Annotated in this window: 22 protein-coding genes; 5 read left to right on the forward strand and 17 right to left on the reverse strand. The window is 68.0% G+C overall.

All coding sequences use genetic code 11. The features are described from left to right. Nucleotides 1-40: 40 nt before the first annotated feature. Entirely contained in the window at nt 41-1,411 is a 1,371-nt protein-coding gene (locus tag D0901_RS11085; protein WP_129140366.1) for a methyltransferase domain-containing protein, read from the reverse strand. A 1-nt stretch (nt 1,412) separates the two neighbouring features. Further along, on the reverse strand, nt 1,413-2,309 hold the full coding sequence (gene cysM, locus D0901_RS11090; RefSeq protein ID WP_129140367.1) for a cysteine synthase CysM: 897 nt from the start codon (nt 2,307-2,309) through the stop codon (nt 1,413-1,415). A gap of 178 nt (nt 2,310-2,487) precedes the next feature. Here cysM and D0901_RS11095 point away from each other — a divergent pair, with 178 nt between their 5' ends. Next, on the forward strand, nt 2,488-5,154 hold the full coding sequence (locus D0901_RS11095; RefSeq protein WP_129140368.1) for an ATP-binding protein: 2,667 nt from the start codon (nt 2,488-2,490) through the stop codon (nt 5,152-5,154). A 1-nt stretch (nt 5,155) separates the two neighbouring features. Here the strand turns inward: D0901_RS11095 and pdxJ are convergent, their stop codons facing one another. From pdxJ to D0901_RS11135, 8 genes are all read right to left on the reverse strand, one after another. Continuing rightward, nucleotides 5,156-5,938, reverse strand: a complete 783-nt coding sequence (pdxJ, locus tag D0901_RS11100; RefSeq protein ID WP_129140369.1) for a pyridoxine 5'-phosphate synthase — start codon at nt 5,936-5,938, stop codon at nt 5,156-5,158. A 143-nt stretch (nt 5,939-6,081) separates the two neighbouring features. Continuing rightward, nucleotides 6,082-6,792: a DNA repair protein RecO gene (recO, locus tag D0901_RS11105; RefSeq protein WP_129140370.1), complete on the reverse strand. Its 711-nt coding sequence runs from the start codon at nt 6,790-6,792 to the stop codon at nt 6,082-6,084. 38 nt (nt 6,793-6,830) lie between these two features. Then, the gene (gene era / locus D0901_RS11110) at nt 6,831-7,730 is read right to left on the reverse strand and encodes a GTPase Era (protein ID WP_129140371.1); all 900 of its coding nucleotides are present in this window, start codon (nt 7,728-7,730) and stop codon (nt 6,831-6,833) included. Further along, nucleotides 7,727-8,416 (reverse strand): ribonuclease III, encoded by a 690-nt coding sequence (gene rnc, locus D0901_RS11115; protein ID WP_129140372.1) that lies wholly within the window; start codon nt 8,414-8,416, stop codon nt 7,727-7,729. The genes era and rnc overlap by 4 nt, the downstream gene beginning before the upstream one ends. A 44-nt stretch (nt 8,417-8,460) precedes the next feature. Then, on the reverse strand, nt 8,461-9,264 hold the full coding sequence (gene lepB, locus D0901_RS11120) for a signal peptidase I (protein WP_129140373.1): 804 nt from the start codon (nt 9,262-9,264) through the stop codon (nt 8,461-8,463). A gap of 14 nt (nt 9,265-9,278) precedes the next feature. Beyond that, complete coding sequence (gene lepA, locus D0901_RS11125; protein ID WP_129140374.1) at nt 9,279-11,096, reverse strand: translation elongation factor 4; 1,818 nt, start codon at nt 11,094-11,096, stop codon at nt 9,279-9,281. A 188-nt stretch (nt 11,097-11,284) separates the two neighbouring features. After that, the gene (locus D0901_RS11130) at nt 11,285-12,718 is read right to left on the reverse strand and encodes a DegQ family serine endoprotease (RefSeq protein ID WP_129140375.1); all 1,434 of its coding nucleotides are present in this window, start codon (nt 12,716-12,718) and stop codon (nt 11,285-11,287) included. A 358-nt stretch (nt 12,719-13,076) separates the two neighbouring features. After that, nucleotides 13,077-13,622: an N-acetyltransferase family protein gene (locus D0901_RS11135; RefSeq protein WP_482194151.1), complete on the reverse strand. Its 546-nt coding sequence runs from the start codon at nt 13,620-13,622 to the stop codon at nt 13,077-13,079. Nucleotides 13,623-13,646: 24 nt separating this feature from the next. On the opposite strand from D0901_RS11135, the gene D0901_RS11140 reads away from it, so the two are divergent. Beyond that, complete coding sequence (locus D0901_RS11140; RefSeq protein WP_129140376.1) at nt 13,647-14,600, forward strand: LysR family transcriptional regulator; 954 nt, start codon at nt 13,647-13,649, stop codon at nt 14,598-14,600. A gap of 17 nt (nt 14,601-14,617) precedes the next feature. Here the strand turns inward: D0901_RS11140 and D0901_RS11145 are convergent, their stop codons facing one another. The 3 genes from D0901_RS11145 to rpoE all read right to left on the reverse strand — a co-directional run bounded on the left by D0901_RS11145 (nt 14,618) and on the right by rpoE (nt 17,122). Beyond that, the gene (locus D0901_RS11145) at nt 14,618-15,607 is read right to left on the reverse strand and encodes a MucB/RseB C-terminal domain-containing protein (RefSeq protein WP_233440401.1); all 990 of its coding nucleotides are present in this window, start codon (nt 15,605-15,607) and stop codon (nt 14,618-14,620) included. Then, on the reverse strand, nt 15,607-16,332 hold the full coding sequence (locus D0901_RS11150; protein ID WP_129140377.1) for a sigma-E factor negative regulatory protein: 726 nt from the start codon (nt 16,330-16,332) through the stop codon (nt 15,607-15,609). Before D0901_RS11150 ends, D0901_RS11145 begins: the two co-directional genes overlap by 1 nt. A gap of 184 nt (nt 16,333-16,516) precedes the next feature. Then, entirely contained in the window at nt 16,517-17,122 is a 606-nt protein-coding gene (gene rpoE / locus D0901_RS11155) for an RNA polymerase sigma factor RpoE (protein ID WP_129140378.1), read from the reverse strand. A gap of 269 nt (nt 17,123-17,391) precedes the next feature. On the opposite strand from rpoE, the gene D0901_RS11160 reads away from it, so the two are divergent. Continuing rightward, entirely contained in the window at nt 17,392-18,471 is a 1,080-nt protein-coding gene (locus D0901_RS11160; protein WP_129140379.1) for a 3-deoxy-7-phosphoheptulonate synthase, read from the forward strand. Nucleotides 18,472-18,561: 90 nt separating this feature from the next. On the opposite strand, the gene dinG is transcribed toward D0901_RS11160, so the two are convergent. Continuing rightward, nucleotides 18,562-20,700, reverse strand: a complete 2,139-nt coding sequence (gene dinG / locus D0901_RS11165; RefSeq protein ID WP_129140380.1) for an ATP-dependent DNA helicase DinG — start codon at nt 20,698-20,700, stop codon at nt 18,562-18,564. 123 nt (nt 20,701-20,823) lie between these two features. Continuing rightward, nucleotides 20,824-22,098 carry an ATP-dependent RNA helicase RhlB gene (gene rhlB, locus D0901_RS11170; protein ID WP_129140381.1) on the reverse strand — a complete coding sequence of 425 codons (1,275 nt, stop codon included), beginning with the start codon at nt 22,096-22,098 and terminating at the stop codon, nt 20,824-20,826. 164 nt (nt 22,099-22,262) lie between these two features. Here rhlB and D0901_RS11175 point away from each other — a divergent pair, with 164 nt between their 5' ends. Together D0901_RS11175 and xthA are read left to right on the forward strand one after the other, a co-directional pair. After that, nucleotides 22,263-22,502: a hypothetical protein gene (locus D0901_RS11175; RefSeq protein ID WP_129140382.1), complete on the forward strand. Its 240-nt coding sequence runs from the start codon at nt 22,263-22,265 to the stop codon at nt 22,500-22,502. Then, nucleotides 22,502-23,317, forward strand: a complete 816-nt coding sequence (gene xthA / locus D0901_RS11180; protein ID WP_129140383.1) for an exodeoxyribonuclease III — start codon at nt 22,502-22,504, stop codon at nt 23,315-23,317. The genes D0901_RS11175 and xthA overlap by 1 nt, the downstream gene beginning before the upstream one ends. Nucleotides 23,318-23,333: 16 nt before the next feature. Here xthA and D0901_RS11185 read toward each other — a convergent pair whose 3' ends face one another. Next, the gene (locus D0901_RS11185; protein WP_129140384.1) at nt 23,334-24,566 is read right to left on the reverse strand and encodes a tetratricopeptide repeat protein; all 1,233 of its coding nucleotides are present in this window, start codon (nt 24,564-24,566) and stop codon (nt 23,334-23,336) included. An 8-nt stretch (nt 24,567-24,574) separates the two neighbouring features. Next, nucleotides 24,575-24,956 (reverse strand): energy transducer TonB (locus D0901_RS11190; RefSeq protein WP_162500858.1); only part of this gene is annotated, 382 nt, incomplete at its 5' end.

Consider the following 24,956-nt stretch of genomic DNA (forward strand, 5'->3'; position numbering starts at 1 on the left):
TCGGTGACCCGCCGAGCGCTGAACCGGCGGATCGGGTTCGTCAGCGCTCGCGCTCGAACAGCAGCATCGACTCGAGATGCGCGGTCTGGACGAACATGTCGGCCACGGCGGCCCGGCGGATGCGATAGCCGGCATGCACGAGGCGTGCCGCATCGCGGGCCAGCGTGGCCGGATCACAGGCGACGTAGAGAATGCGCGGCACGCGGGAGGCGGCCAGGTCGAGACACGCCGCCTCGGCGCCCTCCCGGGGCGGGTCGAGCACCACCACGTCGATCTCGCCGCCGAAGCCCGGCGAACGGGTCAGGTCGACCTGACGTGCCTCGACATGGTGCAGGCCATTGGCCGCCGCATTGTCGCGCAGTCGCGAGACCATCGCCGGGCTGCCTTCCAGCGCGAGCACCGCGCCGGCCTCGCCTGCCAGGGCCAGGGTGAAATTGCCGACCCCGGCGAACAGGTCGACGATGCGCTCCTCGCCCCGCAGCGCCAGCCAGTCGCGCGCGGTACTCACCAGCTGTCGGTTGACCTCGGCGTTGACCTGCAGGAAATCGCCGGGCTCGAAGCCCACCACGACATCGCGCGCCCCGCCCTTCAGGGTATAGCGCAATGTCCCGGGCTTGCCGAGCCAACGCCATTGCGGCTGGTCGCGTCCCACCTGCCAGACGACATGCACGCCGTGCGCCTCGCCCCATTCGCGCCAGCGCCGGGCGTCCGCCGGGTTGTCGCGCAACTGGCGGACCACCACCACGCGCGAGTCGTCGCCGGCGAGGAGCTCGATATGACCGACACGGCGCACCGCCTCGAGCGATGCCAGCAGGTCGCGCAACGGCGTGAGCAGTTCCCCCAGTTCGGGCACCAGAATGGGGCATTGATCGATGTCGACCAGGTGGTGACTGCCCCGGGCACGAAACCCCAGATGGCAGTGGCCGCGACTGTCGAGCCTGACCCCGAGCCGCGCCCGGCGACGATAGCCGAGCGGCGCGCCGGCCAGCACGTCCACCGCGACGCCGAGTTCGATGCCGTGGCGTTCGAGCTGGTCGACGAGCACCGAGCGCTTGTGGGCGCGCTGGGCATCGACGGCGAGATGCTGCAGGTCACAGCCCCCGCACCGACCGTAGTGCGGGCACGCCGGTACCGCCCGCTCCGCCGACGAGTGCCGACGGTGACGCACGTGCGCCTCGTCGAAGCGCTGGCGGCGGCGGTGGACGGCGATCTCGACGACTTCACCGGGCAACGCGTCGTCGACGAAGACGGTCTTGCCGTCACCATCACGGGACACCCCGCGCCCGTCGTGGGAGAGCCGCTGAATCGTCAGCGCCGCGCCGTCGCTCCCGGCTTCTTGACGCCGGGGAGCCGTCCGGGTCGTCGGTTTCGAAGACGTCCGCGCGGGACGTCGCTTGCCGAGCATCGCCATGTCAAACCTCGGGGGCGAAGAGCCCCGTCGACAGGTAGCGGTCGCCCCGATCGCAGACGATGAACGCGATCACGGCATTCTCCACCTGCTCGGCGATGCGCAGGGCGCCGGCCAGCGCCCCGCCGGAGGAGACCCCGGCGAGGATGCCTTCCTCGCGCGCCAGGCGCCGCATGTGCGCCTCGGCCTCGTGCTGGCCGATGTCCAGCACGCTGTCGACCCGCGAGGCGTCGAAGATGCTGGGCAGGTAGGCCGCCGGCCAGCGGCGGATACCGGCGATGCTCGCGCCGTCCTCGGGCTGCAGGCCGACGATCTGGATCGCCGGATTGCGCTCCTTGAGATAGCGCGAGACCCCCATGATGGTGCCCGTGGTCCCCATCGAACTGATGAAATGGGTGATCGTGCCCGCGGTCTGCTGCCAGAGTTCGGGGCCGGTGGTGCGGTAATGGGACAAGGGGTTGTCGGGATTGGCGAACTGGTTGAGCGGCTTGCCCTCACCACGTTCGATCATTGCGTCAGCCAGGTCGCGGGCGCCTTCCATGCCCTGCTCCCGGGTCACCGTGATCAGCCTGGCGCCGTAGGCCGCCATCGCCTGCTTGCGCTCGCTGGACGCGCTATCGGGCATGATCAGCACCATCCGATAGCCCTTGATGGCGGCGGCCATGGCCAGCGCGATCCCGGTATTGCCCGAGGTGGCCTCGATCAGTGTATCGCCCGGGGCGATCTCGCCGCGGGCCTCGGCCTCGCGGATCATCGACAGGGCCGGGCGATCCTTGACCGAACCGGCCGGATTGTTGCCTTCGAGCTTGGCCAGCAGGGTGTTGTTGCGGCCCGCGCCGATGCGCTGCAGGCGCACCAGCGGTGTATTGCCGACGCTGTCCTCGAGTGTGGGAAATTGCATGGACTCTTCCTTTTGGCCCCGTATGAGCCACCCGTGGCGTGGCGGAACTCCGCCGCCACGGACGCACCCGGGCGGTGATAAAAACTCCCCGCATTATATCCCCGCCGTGCGGCAGTGGACAGGCAACCCCCCCGCCTGTGGCATACTCGCGGCATCGTCACCGTCACGGATGCACGTCATGTCCTTGTGGTTCCGACTGATCGTCGCCTCGCTGGCGATGCCGCTGCTGGCCCTGGCCCTCCTGGGAGGCTGGCAGCTCTATGCGACCGATACCTGGCGGCGCGATGCCCTGGTCACCCGCGTCACGCAAGCGGTGGAGCTGGTGAGACCGGAACTCGTCGCGGCGTCGCGGGACGAGCGGCTCGACTCGCTGCTCGGGCGCCTGGAAGCCCTCGACGGCGTCGCTGCGGTGGCCCTCGATCCGGCGCCCCCCGCGTCGGCGGCCGCCGGCCTGCACCGCGATGCGGGGCGCTGGCACGTGCGCCTCGCCCTGCCCGGCAGCCCACCGGCGTCCTCGGCTCCCCTCTGGCTGGACGTCACCCTGCGCCAGGGGGTGCTGGCCCTGCCGTTCTACCGGCAACTGTCGGAGCTCGCCCTGACCCTGCTTGGCGCTGCCCTGATCCTCGGCAGCGCGGCGCTGCTTCTGCCACGACGACTCTTTGCCACGCTGCAGGCCCAGCGGGACGTGCTGCAACGCGTCGCGTCCGGCGATCACGACGCGCGCCTGCCGGCGTCGCCCTTCCGCGAGCTGGACGATACCTCGCGTGCCATCAACGCCCTCGCCGACCATCTGCGTCAGGAGCACGAGGCGACGCACACCCGCATCGAACGCACCACCGCCGACCTGCGCGAGTCGATGGAGACCATCGAGCGACAGAATCAGGAACTGGATGGCGCCCGCCGCCAGGCGCTCGAGGCCAGCCGCGTCAAGTCAGAGTTCCTCGCCAACGTGAGTCACGAGATCCGCACCCCGCTCAACGGCATCGTCGGCTTCTGCCGGTTGCTGCATCGCAGCCCCCTCGACGAGCACCAGCGCGAGTGGCTCGGGCATGTCGAGCAGGCCGCCGACAATCTGCTCTCGCTGGTCAACGACATTCTCGACTTCTCCAAGCTGGAGGCCGGCAAACTGCCGCTGGACACGGTGGAACTCGATATCGCCGAGCTGGTCGACGAGGTACTGCTGCTCGAGGCCCCCGGTATCCAGAACAAGGGCCTGGAGATGCTCGGCCTGGTCTACGACGACGTACCGTCGTCGCTGCTCGGCGATCCGCTGCGCATCAAGCAGGTGCTGACCAATCTGACCCACAACGCGGTCAAGTTCACCGACCGGGGAGAAATCCTGGTGCGCGTCCAGGTCGAGGCGGACCATGGCAGCGAAGCGGTGATCGGCGTACGCGTCAGCGACACCGGCATGGGCCTGCCCCCCGAGGTCCGTCAGCAACTCTTCCAGCCCTTCGTCCAGGGCAGCGTCTCGCGCAGCACCCATCCGGGGGGCACGGGGCTGGGTCTGAAGATCTGCAAGCAGCTGCTGGACCAGATGGGCGGCGCCATCGACGTGACCAGCGAGGCCGGCACGGGCACCACCTTTCATGTCACGCTGCCACTGCGACTCGGCCAGTCCGGCGCCTCCCGCGCCGCGCTGCAGGACCTCGGCGGGCGGCATATCGCCCTGTTCGAGCCGCACGGGCCGAGCCGCCTGGCGCTGCGCCACTGGCTGCGCAGCGCCGCGGCGGTGGTGACGATCCTGGATACGCCGGCGACCCGCGAGACCCTGCCCGACGGCACCGACCTGCTGATCGAGGCGCTGCCCCACGCGACACTGCCGGCGCGCGAGCGCCTGGCAACGCTGGACTGCGCCATCCTGCTGCTGCGTCATGGCGAGCCCGACGACGACCCCGACCGGTTGCCGCCGCGCTGCCGAACCTTCCTCAAGCCCTTGACCCGCCAGCGCCTGGCCACGGCACTACACCAGTTGCTGGTCGACGAGGCGACCGGCCTGACGTCGCCCCCCGCCCCACTGCCGACGGCCGCGCCGGAGCCGCGCCGAACCACCGCGCGCCATCGCGTGCTGACCGTCGACGACATCGCCTCCAACCGTCTGCTGGTCGAGGAGTGGCTCAAGCATCGCGGGGTGGAGTGCGTGACCGCCCGGAACGGCGAGGAAGCCCTCGCCCTGGCCCGGGCGCAGCATTTCGACCTGGTGCTGATGGACATTCGTCTGCCGGGCATGGATGGCATCGAGACCACGACCGCCCTGCGGCGCCTGGACGAACACTGGGCCAACTGCCCGGTCGTCGCCCTGACCGCCCATGCCCTGCCCGAGGACACGCGCGCGCTGGTGGATACCGGCATGCAGGCGGTACTCACCAAGCCGCTCGACGTGACGGCGCTGGATCGCCTGCTCGCGACCTACCTGGACCTGCCCGACGCGCCCCGCGACGACGCTCCGGCGCCCGCCACGCGGCAGGTCGCCCCGGCAGGCACCGACGACGAGGAACTGCCGGTGGTCGATACCGACCTCGGCACCACCCTGGCCGGCGGCCGCCCGGACCTTGCCCAGCGCATGCTCGACGATCTGCTCGAGAGCCTCGACGAGAGCGAGGCGCGCCTGCGGCAGACCTACCAGGCCGGGGACGAGGAAGGGTTTCTCGACGCCGTTCACCACCTCAACGGCGCCTGTCGCTACTGCGGGGTACCGCAGTTGGCACTGGTCGCCGAGACGCTCGAATCCCGGTTACGGGCGCAGGGCATCGATGCCGTGGCGGATATCCACGAGGCGTTGCTCGATGCCCTGCAGCGGCTGCGCGACTGGCGGTCCGAAACCACCTCGCCGGCGGCCCACTGACTCAGTGCTCGTGGGCGTGCTCGTGATCGTCGAGGGCGGCCACGAAGCCCGCCTCGTAGCCGGCGACGACCCGCCGCTTCATCTCGGCGACCGCCTCCTTGAGCCCCACGAACAGCGCGCGGGCGATGATCGCGTGACCGATGTTGAGTTCGGTGATGCCCGGAATCGCCGCGATCGGCTCGACGTTATGGTAGTGCAGGCCGTGACCGGCATTCACCGTCAGCCCAAGCTCCAGCGCCAGTTCGGCGGCCGCCGCGACCCGCGCGTGCTCGACGCGCGCACTCTCGCCACGGGCCTCGGCGTAGGCGCCGGTGTGCAGCTCGATCACCGGCGCCCCCACCTCGTAGGCGGCGCGGATCTGATCGGGCTCGGGGTCGATGAACAGCGAGACTTCGCAGCCGGCCGCGGCCAGACGTTCGCAGGCCGCGGCGATCGACTCCCGCGCGCCGACCACGTCCAGACCGCCCTCGGTGGTCAGCTCCTCGCGCTTTTCCGGGACCAGGCAGACGTTGTCCGGGCGCAGGCGTTCGGCGAAGGCGAGCATCTCCGCGGTGACCGCCATCTCCAGATTGATTCGGGTATTGAGCACCTCGGCGAGGCGCAGCACGTCGCGGTCCTGGATGTGCCGCCGGTCCTCGCGCAGGTGCAGCGTGATGCCGTCGGCGCCGGCCTCCTCGGCGAGCAGCGCCGCCTGGACGGGATCGGGGTAACGCGTGCCGCGCGCCTGACGCAGGGTCGCCACATGGTCGATGTTGACGCCGAGCAGAATGCGGGGAGGATGCATGGGGGTCTCCTGGGAAAGCGGGTAATCAGGAGACAAGAGTAATGACGGAAGACGGAAGACGGAAGACGGAAGACGGAAGACGGAAGACGGAAGGACAGGATGACCGCCCGGGTGCAGAGGCCGCGCGTCCCGAAACTTTCCAATCAGTGTCCCGACCCCCGGCGGCGACGCATCGCCAGCTGGTGCATCAGTTCCCGCGAACGCAGCGGCTTCGCGCCCAGCAGCGGCGCCAGCGCGGCGCGCATCAGCGACTTGGCGGCCCCGGCGAGTCCCGGGCTGGCCCAGTCGCCCTGGGCGAGCAGGCGCAGGGTGCGCCCGTCGAGGCCCTGCCCCGCCGGGGCCCGCGCAAAGCGCCGGGGACCCGCCTGATAGACGTAACGCGCCTGCGGATCCAGCTCACGGTCGTCGAGGTCGAGGAAGACCGGTTCGGCGTCGAGGGTCTCGAGCAGGCTCGCCTCCAGGCGGCGCAGCGCCGGCGCCCGCCCGGCCGGGTTGGGCAGCGCCCCGAGGGCGGCGGTATAGAAGGCGAACACCTCGGCGGTGGGCAGCATCGGTGGCAACAGGCGGGTCAGCAGCTCGTTGGCGTAGAGCCCGCACAGCAGGCCCTCACCGGCCAGCAGCAGCGCCGCGCCGTGGGTCTCGATCAGACGCAACCGCTTGAGTTCGTTGTCGCCACTCCAGGTGACGTGCAGCGGCGCGAAGGGCTGCAACCGCGAACGCGACTTGCTGCCGGCACGCTGCACGCCCTGGGCGACGGCCCGCACGCGGCCGTGATCGAGCGTGATCAGCTCGACCAGGGCGCTGGTCTCGCGGTAGGGGCGCCGATGCAGCAGATAGGCCGGTTGCGGTGTCATCACGGATCCAGTGCGCTCTCAGCCGAAGCCCGAAGCCGTCAGTCCAGATCGTAGCCCAGGCTCTTCAGCGCCCGATCGTCGTCGGACCAGCCGCGCTTGACCTTGACCCACAGGTTGAGCATCACCTTGGCATCGAAGGCCCGCTCCATCTCGAGGCGCGCCTCGCGGCCGATCTTCTTGATCCGCTCGCCGTTCTCGCCGATCAGGATCTTCTTCTGCCCCTGGCGCTCGACCAGCATCAGTGCGCTGACGTGCACCACCCGTCCCTCGTCGCGGAACTCCTCGATCTCCACGGTCATCTGGTAGGGCAGCTCGTCGCCGAGCTGGCGCATGACCTTCTCGCGCACCAGTTCGGCGGCCAGGAAGCGCTGGCTGCGGTCGGTGACCTGGTCGTCGGGGAAATGATGCGTACTCTCGGGCAGGTACTGGGCCAGCTCGCCCTCAAGCTCGGGCACGTTGGTACCGTGCTTGGCCGAGATCGGCAGGATCGCCGCGAACTCACGCTTGGCCTGCAAGCGCTCGAGCCACGGCAAAAGCTCACTCTTGTCCTTGAGCCAGTCGACCTTGTTGACCGCCAGGATCACCGGGGCACGGACATGCGTGAGCTTGTCGAGCACCACGTCGTCCTCCTCGGTCCAGCGCGTGCGATCGACCAGAAACACCACGCAGTCGATGTCGCGCAGGGCCTGGGTCGCCGCCTGATTCATGAAGCGGTTGATGGCCTTGTTGCGATCCTTGCTCTGGATGTGCATGCCCGGGGTGTCGACATAGATGAACTGATCGTCGCCCTCGGTCTTGATGCCCATCACCTGGTGGCGCGTGGTCTGCGGACGCCGCGAGGTGATCGAGATCTTCTGGCCGAGAATCCGGTTCATCAGCGTCGACTTGCCGACGTTGGGCCGGCCGACGATGGCGACGAAACCACAGCGCTGTGTCATGAACGACCTCCTCGCGGCTCGAGCAGGCTCAGGGCCTTTTCGGCGGCCTCCTGCTCGGCGTGACGCCGGCTGGAACCGACGCCCAGTGTATGATCGGCCAGCCGGTCGACGTGGCACTCGACGGTGAACGTCTGGGCATGGGCCTCGCCCTCCACCGAGATCACCTCGTAGCGCGGCAGCGGCGACTGGCGCGACTGCAGGAATTCCTGGAGGCGTGTCTTGGGGTCCTTCTGGGTGTCGTGCAGATCGATCGACTCCAGACGCGTGCCGTACCAGGCCAGGATCCGCGCCTTGACGGCGTCCATGCCGGCGTCCAGGTAGATGGCGCCGATCACCGCTTCCATGGCATCGGCGAGAATCGAGTCGCGACGATACCCGCCGCTCTTCATCTCGCCGGAGCCCAGGCGAAGCTGATCGCCGAGATCGAACTCACGGGCCACTTCCGCCAGGGTCTGGCCCTTGACCAGCCGTGCCCGCAGGCGCGAGAGCTGCCCTTCGCGCGCCTGGGGGAACCGCTGGAAGAGGGCTTCGCCGATCACGAAATTGACGATGGAATCCCCCAGGAATTCCAGCCGCTCGTTGTTGTCGCCACCGAAGCTGCGGTGGGTCAGGGCCAGTTCCAGTAGCGCCGGGTCACGAAAGTCGTGACCGATGCGGCGACTGAAGGCGTGTTGCGAGGTACTCACGAAACGTCCGCTCTCGAGATGGCGTGAATGGTCGACTGCGCGGTTCAAGGAATCAACCGCACCGAACTGAAGCTGGGCAGACCGCCGTCCCAGTGCATCCACACGGCGAAGGCCTTGCCGACGATGTTGGCTTCGGGCACGAAGCCCCAGTAGCGGCTGTCGTTGGAATGGTCGCGGTTGTCGCCCATCATGAAGTAATGCCCGGGCGGCACCACCACCTCGCGCATCTGCGGGCCGGGATCGCGAGGGTTGTTGTAGATGGCGTGCTCATGCTCGCCCAGCCACTCCTTGAAGCGCACTTCGCCGGGCGCCTTTTCCGGGTTGCGATCGACGACTTCCTTCTTCACCGGCTCGCCGTTGACGTAGAGCTGCTTGCCCTCGTAGCGGATCCGATCACCCGGCAGGCCCACCACGCGCTTGATGAAATCCACCGACGGGTCCTCCGGGAAGCGGAACACCATGACGTCACCGCGCTGGGGCTCGCCGAGATCGAGGATCTCGGTGTGCGCCACCGGCAGACGCAGGCCGTAGGTGAACTTGTTGACCAGGATGAAATCGCCGATCTCGAGGGTGGGGCGCATCGACCCGGAGGGAATCTGAAAGGGCTCGATCACGAAGCTGCGCAGCAGCAACACCACCAGCAGCACGGGAAAGAACGACCGGGCATAGTCCACCGGCCAGGGTTCGCGGCTCAGCTTGTTGCGGCGCGACTCGTCCAGCGAGCCCCCCTCGCCCGCTTCGGCGGTGGCCAGCCGTGCCTGACGGCGACGACGCCACCAGACCAGGTCCAGCAACCAGACCAATCCCGTGACGGCGACGGCCACCACCAGCAGTAGCGAAAAGTTCATGTCTGTCTCGATTCCTAGTCATTGACCTTGAGTACGGCGAGGAAGGCATCCTGCGGGATCTCGACGCGGCCCACCTGCTTCATGCGCTTCTTGCCGGCCTTCTGCTTCTCGAGCAGTTTCTTCTTGCGCGTCACGTCGCCGCCATAACACTTGGCGGTCACGTTCTTGCGCAGCGCCTTGACCGTCGAGCGCGCCACCACCTGGCTGCCGATGGCGGCCTGGATCGCCACGTCGAACATCTGGCGTGGAATCAGTTCCTTCATCCGCTCGACCAGCGCCCGGCCGCGCCCCTGGGCGTGATCGCGATGGACGATCGCCGCCAGGGCGTCGACCTGATCGCCGTTGATCAGCACGTCGAGGCGTACCAGCTTGGCCGCCTGGAAGCGCTCGAAGCTGTAATCCAGCGACGCATAACCCCGCGAGATCGACTTGAGGCGATCGAAGAAGTCCATGACCACCTCGCTCATCGGCAGTTCATAGGCGAGCTGGATCTGGTTGCCGAGGAACTGCATGTCGAGCTGCACGCCGCGGCGCTGTTCGCACTCGGCGATGACGTTGCCGACGAACTCCTGCGGGACCAGGATGTTGGCACGCACGATCGGCTCGCGCATCTCCTCGACGCTGGCCAGGTCGGGCAGCTTCGACGGGTTGGAGACGTAGCGCGTCTCGCCCTTCTCCATCGCCAGCTCGTAGACCACCGTGGGCGCCGTGGTGATCAGGTCCAGGCCGTACTCGCGCTCGAGACGTTCCTGGATGATCTCCATGTGCAGCGTGCCCAGGAACCCGACCCGGAAACCGAAACCCAGGGCATCGGAATTCTCCGGCTCGTAATCCAGCGAGGCGTCGTTGAGCGCCAGCTTCTCCAGGGCGTCGCGGAACTCCTCGTAGTCGTCGGAAGTGACCGGGAACATCCCCGCGTAGACCTGCGGCTTGACCTTCTGGAAACCCGGCAGGCGTGGCGTGTCGGCGGTCTTGGCATGGGTGATGGTATCGCCCACCGGCGCGCCGTGGATGTCCTTGATCCCGGCGACGACGAAGCCTACCTCGCCGGCGCGCAGGATGCCGGTCTGCTTGCGCTTGGGCGTGAAGATCCCCACCTCGGTGACGTCCCAGTCGCGCCCGGTGGACTTCATGCGAATCTTGTCGCCCTTGCGCAGCGTGCCGTCGAACAGGCGGATCAGCGACACCACGCCCAGGTAATTGTCGAACCAGGAGTCGATGATCAGCGCCTGGAGCGGTTTCTCGGCGTCGCCCCGGGGCGGTGGAATGTCGCGCACCAGGCGCTCGAGCAGTCCTTCCATGCCCAGCCCGGTCTTGGCCGAGACCTGACAGGCGTCGACCGCGTCCAGGCCGATGATCTCCTCGATCTCCTGAGCCACGCGATCGGGGTCGGCCTGGGGCAGGTCGATCTTGTTGAGCACCGGCAGCACCTCGAGATCCTGGGCGATCGCGGTGTAGCAGTTGGCCACCGACTGGGCCTCGACGCCCTGGGCGGCATCGACCACCAGCAACGCCCCCTCGCAGGCGTAGAGCGAGCGCGAGACCTCGTAGGAGAAATCGACGTGCCCCGGCGTGTCGATGAAGTTGAGCTGATAGGTCTGGCCGTCTTCCGCCTGATAGTCCAGCGTGACCGACTGGGCCTTGATGGTGATCCCGCGTTCGCGCTCGAGATCCATCGAGTCGAGCACCTGCTCCTTGAGCTCGCGTTCGGTCAGCCCGCCGCACAGTTGGATGATCCGGTCGGCCAGCGTCGACTTGCCGTGATCGATGTGCGCGATGATCGAAAAGTTGCGTATATTGTTGATGACCTTGCGGTTTTCAGCGTCTGACATGCAATTGAACCCGGTTCGTGTACACGCACGCGTGCGGATCGGGACCGTCTGTCCCGGGCGGCGTGTCGAAGAAGATGGCGGCATTGTACCGACATGCCTCCGGCAAGGACAGCGAACGCCGTTCGGGGGACGACAGCAGAACGGGGCCCGCAGGCCCCGTTCCGGTCACGCACGAGCGTGGTGTCGGGTCATTCCGCCTTGCCGAGGCGCAGCGCCACGAACAGCGAATGGCCATCGCGATACAGGCGTACCGGTACCGCACGGTCCTGTGTCACGCCCTCGATCGCCTTGGCGAGCTGCGTCGCCGACTCGACCGGCTTCTGATCGAGCGAGACGATGATGTCGCCGCTCTGGATACCGGCTTCGGCCGCGGCGCCGGTGGGGTCCACCTGCACGATGCGCACGCCGTGATCGAGACCGAGGCGGCCGAGTTCGTCGTCGCTCAGGTCGCGCACCGCCACGCCCAGGCGGGTCTGCGGGTCCTGGGCGCCGTCGTCGGACGCCTGCTGCAGCGCCTCTTCTGGCCAGTCGCCCACGGTGACCTTCTGGGTCATCTGCTTGCCGTTGCGCAGCACGTCCAGCTTGACGGTCTCGCCGGGCGACACCTTGCCGATCAGGCGCGGCAGCTTGCTCGACTGATCGACCTCCTCGCCGTCGACGGCGAGGATCACGTCACCCGCCTTGAGCCCCGCCTTGGCCGCCGGGGAATCGTCGGCGACATCGGCGATCAGTGCGCCGCGCTGATTCTTCAAGCCGAAGGACTCGGCCAGGTCGCGGGACACCGGCTGGATGACCACGCCCAGCCAGCCACGGCTGACGTGCCCGGTCGCCTTGAGCTGATCGGCGATGTCCATCGCCACGTTGATGGGGATGGCGAACGACAGCCCCATGAAGCCACCGCTGCGGGTGAATATCTGCGAGTTGATCCCCACGACCTTGCCGTCGAGGTTGAACAGCGGACCGCCCGAATTGCCCGGGTTGATGGCCACGTCGGTCTGGATGAACGGCACGTAGGCATCGGTCGGCAGGGTCCGGTCGATGGCGCTGACGATACCCGCGGTCACCGAATGGTCGAAACCGAACGGCGAGCCGATGGCGGCGACCCACTCACCGACCTCGAGATCGTCGGAGTCGCCGATGTTGAGGGTCGGCAGGTCCTTGGCATCGACCTTGAGCAGCGCCACGTCGGTCTTCTTGTCTTCACCGACCAGCTTGGCCTTGAGCTCGCGCCGGTCGTTGAGGCGGACCACGATCTTGTCGGCGCCATCGACCACGTGGGCATTGGTCATGATGTAGCCGTCCTGGCTGATGATGAAGCCGGAGCCCAGCGAATGCCGCTCCTCGGTGCCGCCGCCATTGCCGCCGCCGCGCGGGCCGAAGGGGATCTGATCACCGAAGAAATGGCGGAATATCTCGGGGACGTCCTGCTGGCCCTGGCCGCCCCACGGCCCCATGCTGCGGCGCTGCACCTCCTGGGTCGTCGAGATGTTGACGACCCCGGGGGCGGCCTGTTTCACCAGCTCGGTGAAGTCCGGCAGATCGCGCGCCTGCGCGCTCTGCACGGCGAATGCGGCTACCACGAGCATCAGCCACAAGGAGAGCTGTCGTGTGATGCGTTGCATTGAGAACTCCTGCTTCGTGTTCCTGGGAACCCGGCCACGACGAAACCGTGCGGGGCGGCACCGATGTCCTCTCCTCGCGAGCTGCCGGGAGGCGGGATCGAACGTCACGGGCGTCGCCACGACGAGACCGTCGCGGACAGGCTCGATCGCGGATCGCTGTTTAGCTGTCGGTGAGCGCAAGTAACGAACGAGTGACATTCATGCGCTCGGGGGGTTTGATGCACGAGGCCGCGGAGAGTTCAGTCCGCCTCGCGAAATCGGCGCAGCTCGTCCCCTTGCCGTCACGCACGCCGCACGGCGGCGCCGGGGGCACGGTCGGGGATCGGCGAAATGCCGCACCGCCCTCCGCCCGGTCCGATCAAGCGTCCGCGAATCGCCTCAGCACGTCACCCTCCATGCGGTAGCGCACCCATTCCGACTGAGGCTGCGCCCCGATCGAGCGATAGAAATCGATGGCGGGCGTATTCCAGTCGAGCACGCTCCATTCCAGCCGTCCGCAATCGTTGCTCCAGGCCTGTCGAGCCAGGTGCTTGAGCAGCAGCTTGCCCGCGCCGAGGCCTCGGTGGTCGGTGCTGACATAGAGGTCTTCCAGATAGAGACCATTGCGGCCTTGCCAGGTCGAATAGCTGAAGAAGTACACCGCGTAACCGATGGGCCGACCGTCACACTCGCAGATCAACGCCCGGGCCGTTGCCTGCTCGTCGAAGAGACTGTGCTCGATATCCGCGAGGCTGGCCGTGACCTCGTCCAACGCCTTCTCGTAGTCGGCCAACTCGCGGATGAATGCCAGTATGCATGGTGCATCGTCGATGGTGGCCGGGCGAACGTGCAGGTTCACGATGGGAGTCTCCGCGTCGAATGGATGCCCCATCATGACGGCAGAGGTATACTGCATGTAGTGCATTTTCATCATCTTTCAGTGAACAGCATGCATCCTTCCCTGCGCCGTCTCGACCTGAACCTCCTGCTGACATTCGACGCCCTGTACCGCCATCGCACGGTGGCCAACGCCGCCGCCGAACTGGCCATCAGCGCGTCCGCCTTCAGCCACGCGCTCGCCCGGCTGCGCTCGGCGCTCAATGACGAGCTGTTCATCCGCCAGGGCAACCGCATGCACCCGACCCAGCGAGCCGACCTGCTGGCCCCGGCGGTGGCGGCGAGCCTGAAGCTATTGTCCGACCAGCTCGGACAATGGGAACCCTTCGATCCCGCCACCAGTCAGCGTACGTTCGTGTTCGCGGCCACCGATTACACGGCCTTCGAACTGCTGCCGGGCCTCATCGGACAGCTCCAGCGGGCCGCCCCCGGCCTGCGTCTACGGCTGATCGCCTCCGATCGCAAGGTCTCCATCCAGGATCTGGCGTCCGGACGCATCGACTTTGCCCTGGGCTACAGCGAGGATCGCGAGACGCTGCCTGCCGGTATCGACAGCGAAGCGTGGCTGACGGACGATTACCTCGTCATCGCCAGCAGGCATCATCCCCGGATACGAGACACGCTGGACCTTCCCCGCTATCTGGCAGAACGGCATGCCGTCGTCACGCCCTGGGGAGAAGCTCGGGGTGTCGTGGATGGGGTGCTCGCCGGCATGGGCCTCGAGCGGGATGTCGCCCTGCAACTCCCCGCGGTGATGACGGCCCCCTTCATCATTGCCGAAAGCGAGTTGCTGATGACGATTCCACGCCGTGCCGCCGAGGCACTGCGTGCCGCCACCCCCATCGACCTGTATCCGGCGCCGTTCGCGATTCCGCCCTACACCCTCAAGCTCTACAGCCATAGCAAGTATGCCCGCAGCGACGCGCACGTCTGGATGTCGCGCCAGTTGAAAGAGCATTTCGCGAAACAGCATCGGGCGCCCTTCGAGAGCCCACGAACGCCGTGAGCCGAGAGAATCCCCGATCAGGGTGAGGCGGTTTTCGAGGCGGCGGGGCGATAATCGACGCGATCGGCCACCCGCGCCAGCACCAGCGGCGGGACTTCGCCCACCACCACGATCTGGAAGACGCGGTCGTCGAGCCGCACGTGACGGACGGCGGCATGCGAGATCCCCAGACGGTGCAACCCGGGGCGCAACGCGGCGTCCGGGCCGCGCAGCGGCTCGATGAACAGACTGAAACTGGACAGACCGTCGCTGTAGAGCCGTTGCGACAGCGGCTCGGCCTCGACGCCGTGGCCATCGGGCAGCGACAGCGGCCGGTACCCCGCCGGCAGCCACCCGGGCCGCCAGAGCCCCGGCGGCGGGTCGTCCGCCGGCTCGAACGCGACCGCCCGCTCGTAGAGACGTGGCTGGCCCAGTTCGGTCATCTGGAAGGTTTCCAGGACCCGGCCGTCGAGACCGATCAGCACCTGCTTGAGCGGCAGTCCCGTCTCGCGGTCCAGCCACAGACGATGGCCATAGCGAAGGTTGTCGAGCGGCGCGACGTCCAGACGCACGACGTTGCGCCCGGCGATGCGCGATTCGCCGTCGACGGAAAACCGATAATGGGCGTCGAGACGCGCCATGATCGCCGAGGGCGAGGTACGACCGGAGCCGATGGCGCCCGAGAGATCGTCGCGCCCGACGCGCCCCTGACGCCGATAGACCACCGGCGGGCCGTCGAGATAGCTCGCCACCTCGTGCTCGGTACCGTCACGGATCTCGTGGGACAGCGCCAGGGTGCGCACGCCGGCGCCACTGATACGCACCGCACGGGCCTGGAACTGATAGCAGTGGCTGGCCCAGAGGCTGCGCTCTAGCCAGTCCCGGGGGGTGGTGTCCGACGACGGCGCGTCGGCGAGCTGGCGGCAATCGAAGCCGGTGGTGGCGGAGTCGGGCTGGGCCAGCACCGTGGCGCTGGCCAACAGCAGGGTCAGCGCCGCCAGGCAACGGGAGGGCGCCAGCCGGGGCATCAGTGCCCTCCCAGGGATTCCTGGGCTGAGGCACGCAACAGCGGCATCCAGGTTTCGCCGGAGCGATAGGCCGCGCCCTGGGCGTGGCGGTCCAGATAGCGCTGCAGCAACTGCGCCTGCTCGAGATCGCCGGCCTGGGTGGACTGGGCGCCGGGGGCCATGAACATCGGGCTCTCGAAACCGGCGCCCACGGTCATCAAGCCGTTGTTGCCCGCCGAGAGGGCACCGGGAGAAAAGGCCGGATACTGGGGAAGATCGACGAGTTCGGCGCCGCCCGATGCCCTGGACCGCGTCTCGTTGGCCGCCATCCCGGGAGCCGCAGCGCCGGCGCCGCCGCTGGAAGATGTCGTGCGGGTCGCCATGTCCGGCGAGGTGACCGGGCTCGAGCCGTTGTAGACCTGCACGCCGGTGATCACCATCAACGACACCGTGGCCGCCACCGCGGCGCTCCCCGCGAACGACAGGCCGCCACGTCGGGCCACCGGTTCATCGGCGACACGGGGACGCGGCTCCGCTTCGATGCGCGCCATGATCCCCGCCGAGAGATCGGCGCTCACGTCGACGTCGCGATCACGCGCCATGAGGCTGCGTGCCAGATGATAACGTCGCCAGACATCGGCATCCCCGGGAGACTCGTCCAGCGACTTCAGCACGCGCCGCAATTCGAGTTCGTCTCCCTCGTTGTCCATCAACGCGGACAGCGATTCCCGTAGATTGTCGTTCATCTCACACCCTCACAGTCGACAAGACGATGGAACGATCGCCGTCGTGCCCTCTTCGGCACGGCATCTGTCGTGCGCCATGCGTCGGCGCTCCATCGGTTTTCTCGCATCCGATGATGCGAACACCCCCTGTGACGTCAAAAACGCCAGACAGTTCAGCGGGGTCGGGCAATTTTCTCGCGCTCCCTCATTCATGGATCATGTCCTGGCGATGCGCGCCGCTGAGCAACGGCTGGATATGCCGGTCCACCGCCTCACGGGCACGGAAGATGCGCGAACGCACCGTGCCCACCGGACACTGCATGATGTGCGCGATGTCCTCGTAGGACAGCCCGTCCATCTCGCGCAGCGTGATGGCGGTGCGCAAATCCTCGGGCAGTTGCTCGATGGCCTCGAAGACGGCGGCCTCGAGCTGATCGCGGGCGATCGCCGCCTCGGGAGTCTCGATGTCGGAAAGCCGCCCGCTGTGATCGACGACCTCGGCATCGCCGATATCCAGATCGCTGCCGGGCGGGCGACGCCCCTTGGAGACCAGGTGGTTCTTGGCGGTGTTGATGGCGATGCGGTACATCCAGGTATAGAAGGCGCTCTCCGAACGGAAGTTGCCCAACGCCCGGTAGGCCTTGATGAACGCCTCCTGGGCGACGTCCTGGACCTCGGCATGGTCATGGACGTAACGCCCGATCAGGCCGATGATCTTGTGCTGGTATTTCTTGACCAGCAGGTCGAAGGCCCGGTTGTCGCCCCGCTGGGCGCGCTCGACGAGTTGCTGATCGGTTTCCCGAATGCCCATTCAACGCCTCTCCGGCCGAACGACACGGAACGGATGACGGCCGGCGGGCGCGTAATGCCGCAGGCATGGCATGGCATGATTGAGGGTCATTGAGTCAACCTGGGACCTGGTAAGGGAACGTTTAGCGCCTAAGTGTTCCTGTTTCTGTCGCCTGCATCAAGACGAGCGACGATTTTAGCCGTCCGGTGAACCACGCCGGCGATTGATTTCCCGGGGGCCGCCGGGCGATAGTAGAGGGATCACTCCGACACGCATCCACAGGTAGCTGAATGTCAGAACAGCAGGTCAACAACCTCAACGTCCTCGCTCAGGACGTGCTGATCACCCCCGAAGCGCTGAAACAGGAAATTCCGCTCTCCGACCGCGCCGAACAGACGGTCATCGAGGGTCGCCGAACCATTCAACGCATTCTCGACGGCGAGGATCCCCGGCTGCTGGTCGTCATCGGCCCCTGCTCCATCCACGATCCCGAGGCGGCCCGCGACTACGCCCGCCGTCTACGCCAGCTGGCCGACCGGGTCAGCGACAGCCTGTATATCGTCATGCGCGTCTACTTCGAGAAACCGCGCACCACGGTGGGCTGGAAGGGGTTGATCAACGACCCCCACCTCAACGATTCCTTCGACATCTCCGAAGGCCTGCACATCGCCCGCAACCTGCTGGTCGAGCTGACCGAGATGGGCCTGCCGCTGGCCACCGAGGCGCTCGACCCGATCTCGCCCCAGTACCTGCAGGACTGCATCAGCTGGTCGGCGATCGGCGCGCGCACCACCGAGTCGCAGACGCACCGCGAGATGGCTTCCGGGCTGTCCTGCCCGGTGGGCTTCAAGAACGGCACCGACGGCAGCCTCGACGTGGCGGTCAACGCCCTCAAGTCGGTCGCCCACCCGCACAATTTCCTGGGCATCGACCAGGCCGGTCAGGTGGCGGTGATCCGTACCCGCGGCAACGCCTACGGCCACGTGGTGCTGCGCGGCGGCAACGGCAAGCCCAACTACGACAGCGTCAGCGTGGCGCTGGCCGAACAGGAACTCGCCAAGGCCGGCGTCAGCGCCAACCTCATGATCGACTGCTCCCACGCCAACTCCAACAAGGATCCGGCCCTGCAGTCGCTGGTCATGGACAACGTCACCAACCAGATCCTCGAGGGCAACCGCTCGATCATCGGCCTGATGGTCGAATCCAACATCGGCTGGGGCAATCAGTCGATTCCCGAGGATCGCAGCCAGCTCGAGTATGGCGTGTCGATCACCGATGCCTGCATCGACTGGGACACCACCGAACGGGTGCTCGCACAGATGGCCGACAAGCTCGCGCCGGTACTCGCCAGGCGCCGCAGCGCTGTCTGACCCCCGGCGGCACCCCGCAGCGCGACGCCCGGGGCCCTAGCGGCCCCGGGCGTCGGCTCGCCATGGCACGATGCGTGACGACCGCGACGCTCAGCCGGCCGGCTGGCCATCGATCTCGCGGCGGAACGGCGGCAACGAGTCGAGCAGGGCCCGTCCGTAGCGCCGCGTCAGTACCCGCCGATCGAGCAGCGTGATGCGCCCCTCGTCGGCCTCCTTGCGGATCAGCCGCCCGCACGCCTGAACCAGCTTGATCGAGGCATCCGGCACCGAGATGCGCATGAAGGGGTTACCGCCGCGACTCTCGATCCACTCGGCCAGGGTCGCCCCCACCGGATCGTCGGGCACGGCGAACGGCAGCCGGGTGATCACCACATGGGTCAGGTAATGCCCGGGCAGGTCGATGCCCTCGGCGAAGCTCGCCAGGCCGAACAGCAGGCTCCCCTCCCCGGCGTCGATACGCTTGCGATGGCGATCGAGCAGCTCGCGCTTGGGCAGCCGATCCTGGGCCAGCACCCGCGTGCGCAGCGCCTCGGGCAGCGCCTTTTCCACCGCACGCAGCTGGGCCCGGGACGAGAACAGCATCAGCACCGCCTCGCTCTCGTCCAGCGCGGCGACGAAGTCGACGATCGCCCGCTCGTGGGCCTCGCGATCGGCCGGGTCGACCGCCTCGCGAGGCACGCTGAGCACCGCCCGGGAGTAGTCGAAGGGACTCGGCAGCCGCTGGTAACGATAGCGGTTGGCCAGCCCCGCCCGCTCCTGCAGGCGCTCGAAGCGCCCCAGCGCGGTCAGGGTCGCCGAGGTGACCACGGCCCCATAGCAGCTGCCCCAGAGATGCCGGGCCAGGGTCTCGGCCGCCGAGACGGGGCTGGCGGAGAAGGTCAGCTCGCTCTCGCCGCCCTGGCTGTCGAAGGTCAGCCAGCGCGCCTGCGGCGGCTCGCCCTCGACGTCGTCGGCGGCCATCGCCTGCCATAACCCATGGGCTTCCAGCGCCCGCCCGTGCAGCAGCGCCACCAGCGGCAACCACGCCTCGGCCTGTTCGCGCGCCAGTCCGGTGGTCTTCTCCGGGTCCAGGCTCTCGCGCAGGATGCCGACCATGGTCTCCAGGTTGCGCGACATCTCGGCGAACGGCACGACCAAGCCCTCGGCCAATTCGCGCAGCGCCGGCGGTAGCCGCCCCATGGCGAAGCGGTGGTGGCGGGTCTCGCCGGCGGCCCCGTCGGGCAACTCGGCCAGCTGGTGGCCCAGTGCATAGGCCTCGCCGAGGCGCGGCTCCAGGGCGGCGATCGCCTCCGGGAATCCGGCCAGCAGGCGGGCCAGCGTCGGCTGCCCGGCGAGCGCGGTATTGAGCTCGGTCAGCGACTTCTTGAGCGTGCGCAGCCAGCGCAGCGTGGCGTTGACGCCGAAGCGGTGATAGAAGTGCTCGAGCGCCTTGTCGGGCAGGTGGTGGCCCTCGTCGAAGACATAGATGCAGTCCTTGGGCGGCGGCAGCACCACACCACCGCCCAGCGACAGATCGGCGAGCACCAGATCGTGATTGGCGACGATCACGTCGGCCTGGTCGAGCCGACGACGGGCACGGAAGAAGGCGCAGGCACTGAAGTGGCCACAGCGACGGTTGGTGCACTGGCGGTGATCGGTGGTCAGCCGCCGCCAGTCCCCGGGCTCGATCGCCTCCGGCCAGCTGTCGCGGTCGCCCTCCCAGCGGCCACTGCCGTAGGCCTCGGCGAGCTCGTTGGCGAGCGCCGGGAAGCGCTCGTCGCCGCGCGCCTGGGCGGTGGGCTCGAACAGCGACAGCGTGGGGTTCTCCTCGCCGCCGTCGAGGGCCTGATCGAGCTTGGCCACACAGAGATAACGCCCGCGCCCCTTGGCCAGGGCGTATTCGAAATCGAGCCCGCTGTGACGCTTGAGCGCCGGCAGGTCCTGGTGCAGCACCTGTTCCTGGAGCGCCACCGTGGCGGTGGCGACCACCAGCCGCTTGCCGCGCGCCCGGGCCACGGGCAGGGCCGCGAGCAGATAGGCCAGCGTCTTGCCGGTCCCGGTGCCCGCCTCGAGCACGCAGACGTGCTCGTTGGACAACCGCCGTCCGCTGTCGTCGGCCTCGATCCCCGCCAGGGTGCGGGCGATCTCGGCGATCATCAGCCGCTGACCGTAGCGCGGCGTCAGCTCGAGCCCCTCGAGCACCCGGCGGTAAGCGTCCTGAATCTCGCCCTTCAGCGCCTCGTCAAGCATATCTGTCCTGGCTGTAAGCGTTGAGCCGTAGGCGACAAGCGGAACCCATTCCCGCCGAGCGCAACCGGCCAAGGCTGCAAGCTCCTTGACTCAAGGCTTACAGCACATGGCTTGCGGCTGCCGTCAAAGCAGCCCCTCGGGCGGATGCTCGCAGGGCAGCTTGTCGTCGATGAAGCGCTCGATCTCGGGCAGCGAGAAGGCGTCCTCCTCACCGACGAAACTGATCGATACGCCCTTGGCGCCGGCACGCCCGGTACGCCCGATACGGTGCACGTAATCCTCCGGGTCCTCGGGCAGCGTGTAGTTGATCACGTGGCTGACGTCGTCGATGTGGATGCCGCGACCGGCCACGTCGGTGGCCACCAGCACCGTCAGCTCGCCCTCGCGGAAGCGTTCCAGCGTCTTGATGCGCTGGCTCTGCGGCACGTCACCGGAGAGCATGGCCACGTCGATGCCAGCCTTGCGCAGCAGATCGTCGAGCTTGCGCACCAGGTCGCGGCGGTTGCCGAACACCATCACCCGCTCGAAGCTCTCCTGCTTGAGCAGGTTGACCAGCAGACGCTGCTTGTCGTCGTCGCTGACCAGGTAGACGCGCTGGTCGATGTCCGCCGCGTTGTCGACGGTGACCTCGATCTCGACGTAGGCCGCCTCGTTGGTCCACTGGCTGGCCAGATTGAGGATGTCCTGGGTGAAGGTCGCCGAGAACAGGAAGGTCTGGCGCTCCTCGGTCTTCGGCGTATGACGGATGATGCGCTTGACGTCGGGGATGAAGCCCATCGACAGCATGCGATCCGCCTCGTCGAGCACCAGCACCTCGGTCTGGCTCAGGTCGACGTCGCGCTTCTGCTGGAAGTCGAGCAGACGCCCGGGCGTGGCGACCAGGATATCGAGCTTCTTGGCGAGCTGATCACGCTGTTTCTGGTAGTCCATGCCGCCGACCACACTGGCCACGTTGAGCGAGGTGAAGCGGGCCAGGGCCTTGGCGTCCTTCTCGATCTGCAGCGCCAGTTCGCGGGTCGGCGCGATGATCAGCGCACGCGGCGTGCCCGGCTTCTGACCGTCCGGCGCCTCTTCCTCGAGGAAATAGGCGAGAATCGAGATCAGAAAGGCCGCGGTCTTGCCGGTACCGGTCTGGGCCTTGCCGACCACGTCGCCGCCGAGCAGCGTGTGGATCAGCGCCTCGGCCTGGATCGGCGTGCAGTACTCGAACCCCAGGGCATGGATCGCCCGCATCAGCGGCAGCGGCAGATCGAAGTCGTGGAAACGCCACTTGCCGGCGACCGGCGGCACCTGGAACTGCCGCAGGTCCCAGCTGGACTGCGATTTGCGCGGCTTGCGACGCCGCCGCTTGGGCTTGCGGTTCTGCGCCGGTGCGGCTGTCTTTTCCGACTCACTCATAGGCTTGCGGTTCTGTTCCGATTGCGTTGAAGGATAAAAACGAGCGCCATTGTAACAGCCCTGGCCGATCAGGGCCCGCGCTCCACGATACGCCCGGGGCACGCCTGTCTCGGCAGCGCGCGAAACTGATAGAATGTCGCCAGCCTCGACTCAGGACGTATTCCATGACGCGCAAGAAGAAGACCCGTTCGCTGGCCGACAAGGTGACGATTCGCACCGGCCGGCGCAAGGACTATCGCCAGTGGCGACACGACAACCCCGGCGAAGTCACCTCGTCACGCCGCTTCAGCCAGAAGAAACGCCAGCAGCGCAAGCTCCAGGCCGCCCGCAAGCTGGCTCGCCAGCAGCAGGCACGGACGCTCGATGTCCACGGGCATGACGACACGCCGAAGGGAGACACATGATGCGCCTGGTCTCTTTCAACATCAACGGCGTGCGGGCGCGCCTGCATCAGCTGCAGGCGCTGATCGACACTCACCACCCCGACGTCATCGGCCTGCAGGAGACCAAGGTCCACGACGACGAGTTTCCGCTCGAGGCGGTCCGGGGGATGGGCTATCACGTCCACTACCACGGCCAGAAGGGCCACTATGGCGTCGCCCTGCTCACCCGCCAGGCACCGGAGGCCGTCTTCTACGGCCTGCCCGAGGATGGCGAGGACGCCCAGCGGCGCCTGATCGGCGCGCGCCTGACCGGCGACGACGGCGAGCCGCTGACCGTGTGGAACGGCTATTTCCCGCAGGGCGAGAACGTCGATCATCCGACCAAGTTCCCCCACAAGCGGGCCTTCTATGCCGGCCTCGCCGAGATGCTCGAGCGCGACTACCGTCCCGACCAGCGGCTGGCCGTGATGGGCGATTTCAACATCTCACCAGCGGACATCGACATCGGCATCGGCGAGGCCAACCGCCGGCGCTGGCTGCGCGAGGGCAAGACCAGCTTCCAGCCGGTGGAACGCGAGTGGCTGAAGCGTCTCGAGGACTGGGGGCTGGTCGACGGCTACCGGCTCTGCCATCCCAGCGACGCCGACACCTTCAGCTGGTTCGATTACCGCTCCAAGGGCTTCGACCGCGACCCCAAGCGCGGCCTGCGCATCGACTACATCCTGGTCACGGCGCCACTCGCCGAGCGGGTCACGGCGGCGGGCATCGACTATCCGCTGCGCGCCATGGAAAAGCCGTCCGACCACGCCCCGGTGTGGCTCGAACTGGACCTGTAACCCCCGCGTCCCACCCTCAACCACCGGACGCCTCGTTCTGGGCCCCGTCGCCCTGCGCACCGTCGTCGAGCACCGTCAGCCAGGCCCGTGCCTGCTCGGCGCCGGCGTCACGGGCGGCCGCGAACGCCTGCCGCGCCGCGCCGATGTCACCCTGCTCGAAGGCCGCCACGCCCTCGAGCAGCCAGTCGCGCGGTTGTGCCTCGCCGGTTTCGCGCGCCTGGCGCAGCGCATCCACCGCCGTCTGCCAGCGCCCCCAGCCGTAGGCAAGCTCGCCCAGACGACGCCAGTCGTCGCCCGCCCGGCTACGTTCGGCCACCTCACGCCAGGCGGCGAGCGCCTTGTCGCGGGCCCGGGCGGCACTCCACGCCCGGGCGAGCAGACGCCGCTCCTCGAGATCGTCGGGCAGGCGCCCCTGCTCGAGCGCCGCCACCAGGTGTTCCGCGGCGCGGGCCGGCGTCCCCCCGGCCAGATGCAGCTCGATGAGCCGACGCAGGTCGTCCTCGCCGGACAGCGCGCCGCGACGCCAGCCGGCCTCCCAGATCGCCGCGGCACGGCCGGGCTGATCGAGTCGCTGGGCGAGCCCCGCGGCGCGGCGCCAGGCCTCGGCGGGCACGTCGTCGCCGGCCAGCCAGCCATCGATCACCTCGAGCGCCGCCTGGTCGCGCCCCGCCCGCTGGTAGACCGCGGCGGCGAGCGACTGCCAGCGCGCCGGGATGCCACCGGCGCGGCGCGCCCGGTCGACCCACTCAGCGGCACGCTTCCAGCGCTCGAGTTCCGCCTGGGCCTGCGCCATCAGCCAGTAATCGGCGGCCTCGCCCTGGCCGCTTTCCAGCCAGCGCCCCAGTAGTTCGGCGCCCTTGTCGGTCTGCCCGGCACGCAGGCGCAAGCGGGCCTCCTGCTGCAACCAGCGGCGCCGGTAGCGCGATTCGATGCCGTCGACACCCCGCGCCTCGGCGAACAGGTCCGCGGCACGCGCATCCTTGCCCTGCTCCGCCGCGGCCGTCGCCGCAATCTGCAGGAACAGCGCCCGCGCCCAGCGATCGGCGGCGTTGCCACCCTCGAGCCGTTCGGCGGCGGCTTCGGCATCGCGGCGGAGCGCCGCCGGATCGCCGTTCTCGAGACGCGCCTGGAGGCCCTCGAGACTCTTTACCATGTCGTCACGCAGCGCCGGCGCGGCGTCAACCGCCCCGGATACAAGCAACAGACCCGCGGCCAGCCAGCGGGCGAATCGGTGGTAATGCAGTCGCATGCTTGCCCTCACCCCTCGAGACGGAATACCAGACGCTGACGCGCCTCGCGCGGCTGCGGGGCGCGCTTGAACTGCCAGTCGGCGATCGCCCGCAGCGCGGCCCGGTCGAAGACGTGCCGCGGCTCGGCATCGATCACCCGCAGCGAGTCGCGATCGACGCTACCGTCGGGACGGATCGTGAAACGCAACTCGACATAGCCCTCGATCCCCCGTCGCTGTGCCCGGGAAGGATACGTCGGCGGCACCTTGCGGGTCGGTTGCGGCGAACTCACCACCCCGGGGTCGGTCGGCGGCGCCTGGCTGGCCTCGGCCTGGGAGTCGCTGGCCGGCGCGCTCGCCGGGGCCTGCTGCTGTTGCGCTTCGACCATCGACACCGACATCGCCTTCTCG

Origin of the sequence: Modicisalibacter coralii (assembly GCF_004117855.1) — a bacterium.
GTDB lineage: Bacteria > Pseudomonadota > Gammaproteobacteria > Pseudomonadales > Halomonadaceae > Modicisalibacter > Modicisalibacter coralii.

What these genes read in the sequence shown, in the direction of transcription:
- D0901_RS11085 (WP_129140366.1), bottom strand. Translation starts at nt 1,411, where the DNA reads ATGGCGATGCTCGGCAAGCGACGTCCCGCGCGGACGTCTTCGAAACCG.
- cysM (WP_129140367.1), bottom strand. Translation starts at nt 2,309, where the DNA reads ATGCAATTTCCCACACTCGAGGACAGCGTCGGCAATACACCGCTGGTG.
- D0901_RS11095 (WP_129140368.1), top strand. Translation starts at nt 2,488, where the DNA reads ATGTCCTTGTGGTTCCGACTGATCGTCGCCTCGCTGGCGATGCCGCTG.
- pdxJ (WP_129140369.1), bottom strand. Translation starts at nt 5,938, where the DNA reads ATGCATCCTCCCCGCATTCTGCTCGGCGTCAACATCGACCATGTGGCG.
- recO (WP_129140370.1), bottom strand. Translation starts at nt 6,792, where the DNA reads ATGACACCGCAACCGGCCTATCTGCTGCATCGGCGCCCCTACCGCGAG.
- era (WP_129140371.1), bottom strand. Translation starts at nt 7,730, where the DNA reads ATGACACAGCGCTGTGGTTTCGTCGCCATCGTCGGCCGGCCCAACGTC.
- lepB (WP_129140373.1), bottom strand. Translation starts at nt 9,264, where the DNA reads ATGAACTTTTCGCTACTGCTGGTGGTGGCCGTCGCCGTCACGGGATTG.
- lepA (WP_129140374.1), bottom strand. Translation starts at nt 11,096, where the DNA reads ATGTCAGACGCTGAAAACCGCAAGGTCATCAACAATATACGCAACTTT.
- D0901_RS11130 (WP_129140375.1), bottom strand. Translation starts at nt 12,718, where the DNA reads ATGCAACGCATCACACGACAGCTCTCCTTGTGGCTGATGCTCGTGGTA.
- D0901_RS11135 (WP_482194151.1), bottom strand. Translation starts at nt 13,622, where the DNA reads ATGCACTACATGCAGTATACCTCTGCCGTCATGATGGGGCATCCATTC.
- D0901_RS11140 (WP_129140376.1), top strand. Translation starts at nt 13,647, where the DNA reads ATGCATCCTTCCCTGCGCCGTCTCGACCTGAACCTCCTGCTGACATTC.
- D0901_RS11145 (WP_233440401.1), bottom strand. Translation starts at nt 15,607, where the DNA reads ATGCCCCGGCTGGCGCCCTCCCGTTGCCTGGCGGCGCTGACCCTGCTG.
- D0901_RS11150 (WP_129140377.1), bottom strand. Translation starts at nt 16,332, where the DNA reads ATGAACGACAATCTACGGGAATCGCTGTCCGCGTTGATGGACAACGAG.
- rpoE (WP_129140378.1), bottom strand. Translation starts at nt 17,122, where the DNA reads ATGGGCATTCGGGAAACCGATCAGCAACTCGTCGAGCGCGCCCAGCGG.
- D0901_RS11160 (WP_129140379.1), top strand. Translation starts at nt 17,392, where the DNA reads ATGTCAGAACAGCAGGTCAACAACCTCAACGTCCTCGCTCAGGACGTG.
- dinG (WP_129140380.1), bottom strand. Translation starts at nt 20,700, where the DNA reads ATGCTTGACGAGGCGCTGAAGGGCGAGATTCAGGACGCTTACCGCCGG.
- rhlB (WP_129140381.1), bottom strand. Translation starts at nt 22,098, where the DNA reads ATGAGTGAGTCGGAAAAGACAGCCGCACCGGCGCAGAACCGCAAGCCC.
- D0901_RS11175 (WP_129140382.1), top strand. Translation starts at nt 22,263, where the DNA reads ATGACGCGCAAGAAGAAGACCCGTTCGCTGGCCGACAAGGTGACGATT.
- xthA (WP_129140383.1), top strand. Translation starts at nt 22,502, where the DNA reads ATGCGCCTGGTCTCTTTCAACATCAACGGCGTGCGGGCGCGCCTGCAT.
- D0901_RS11185 (WP_129140384.1), bottom strand. Translation starts at nt 24,566, where the DNA reads ATGCGACTGCATTACCACCGATTCGCCCGCTGGCTGGCCGCGGGTCTG.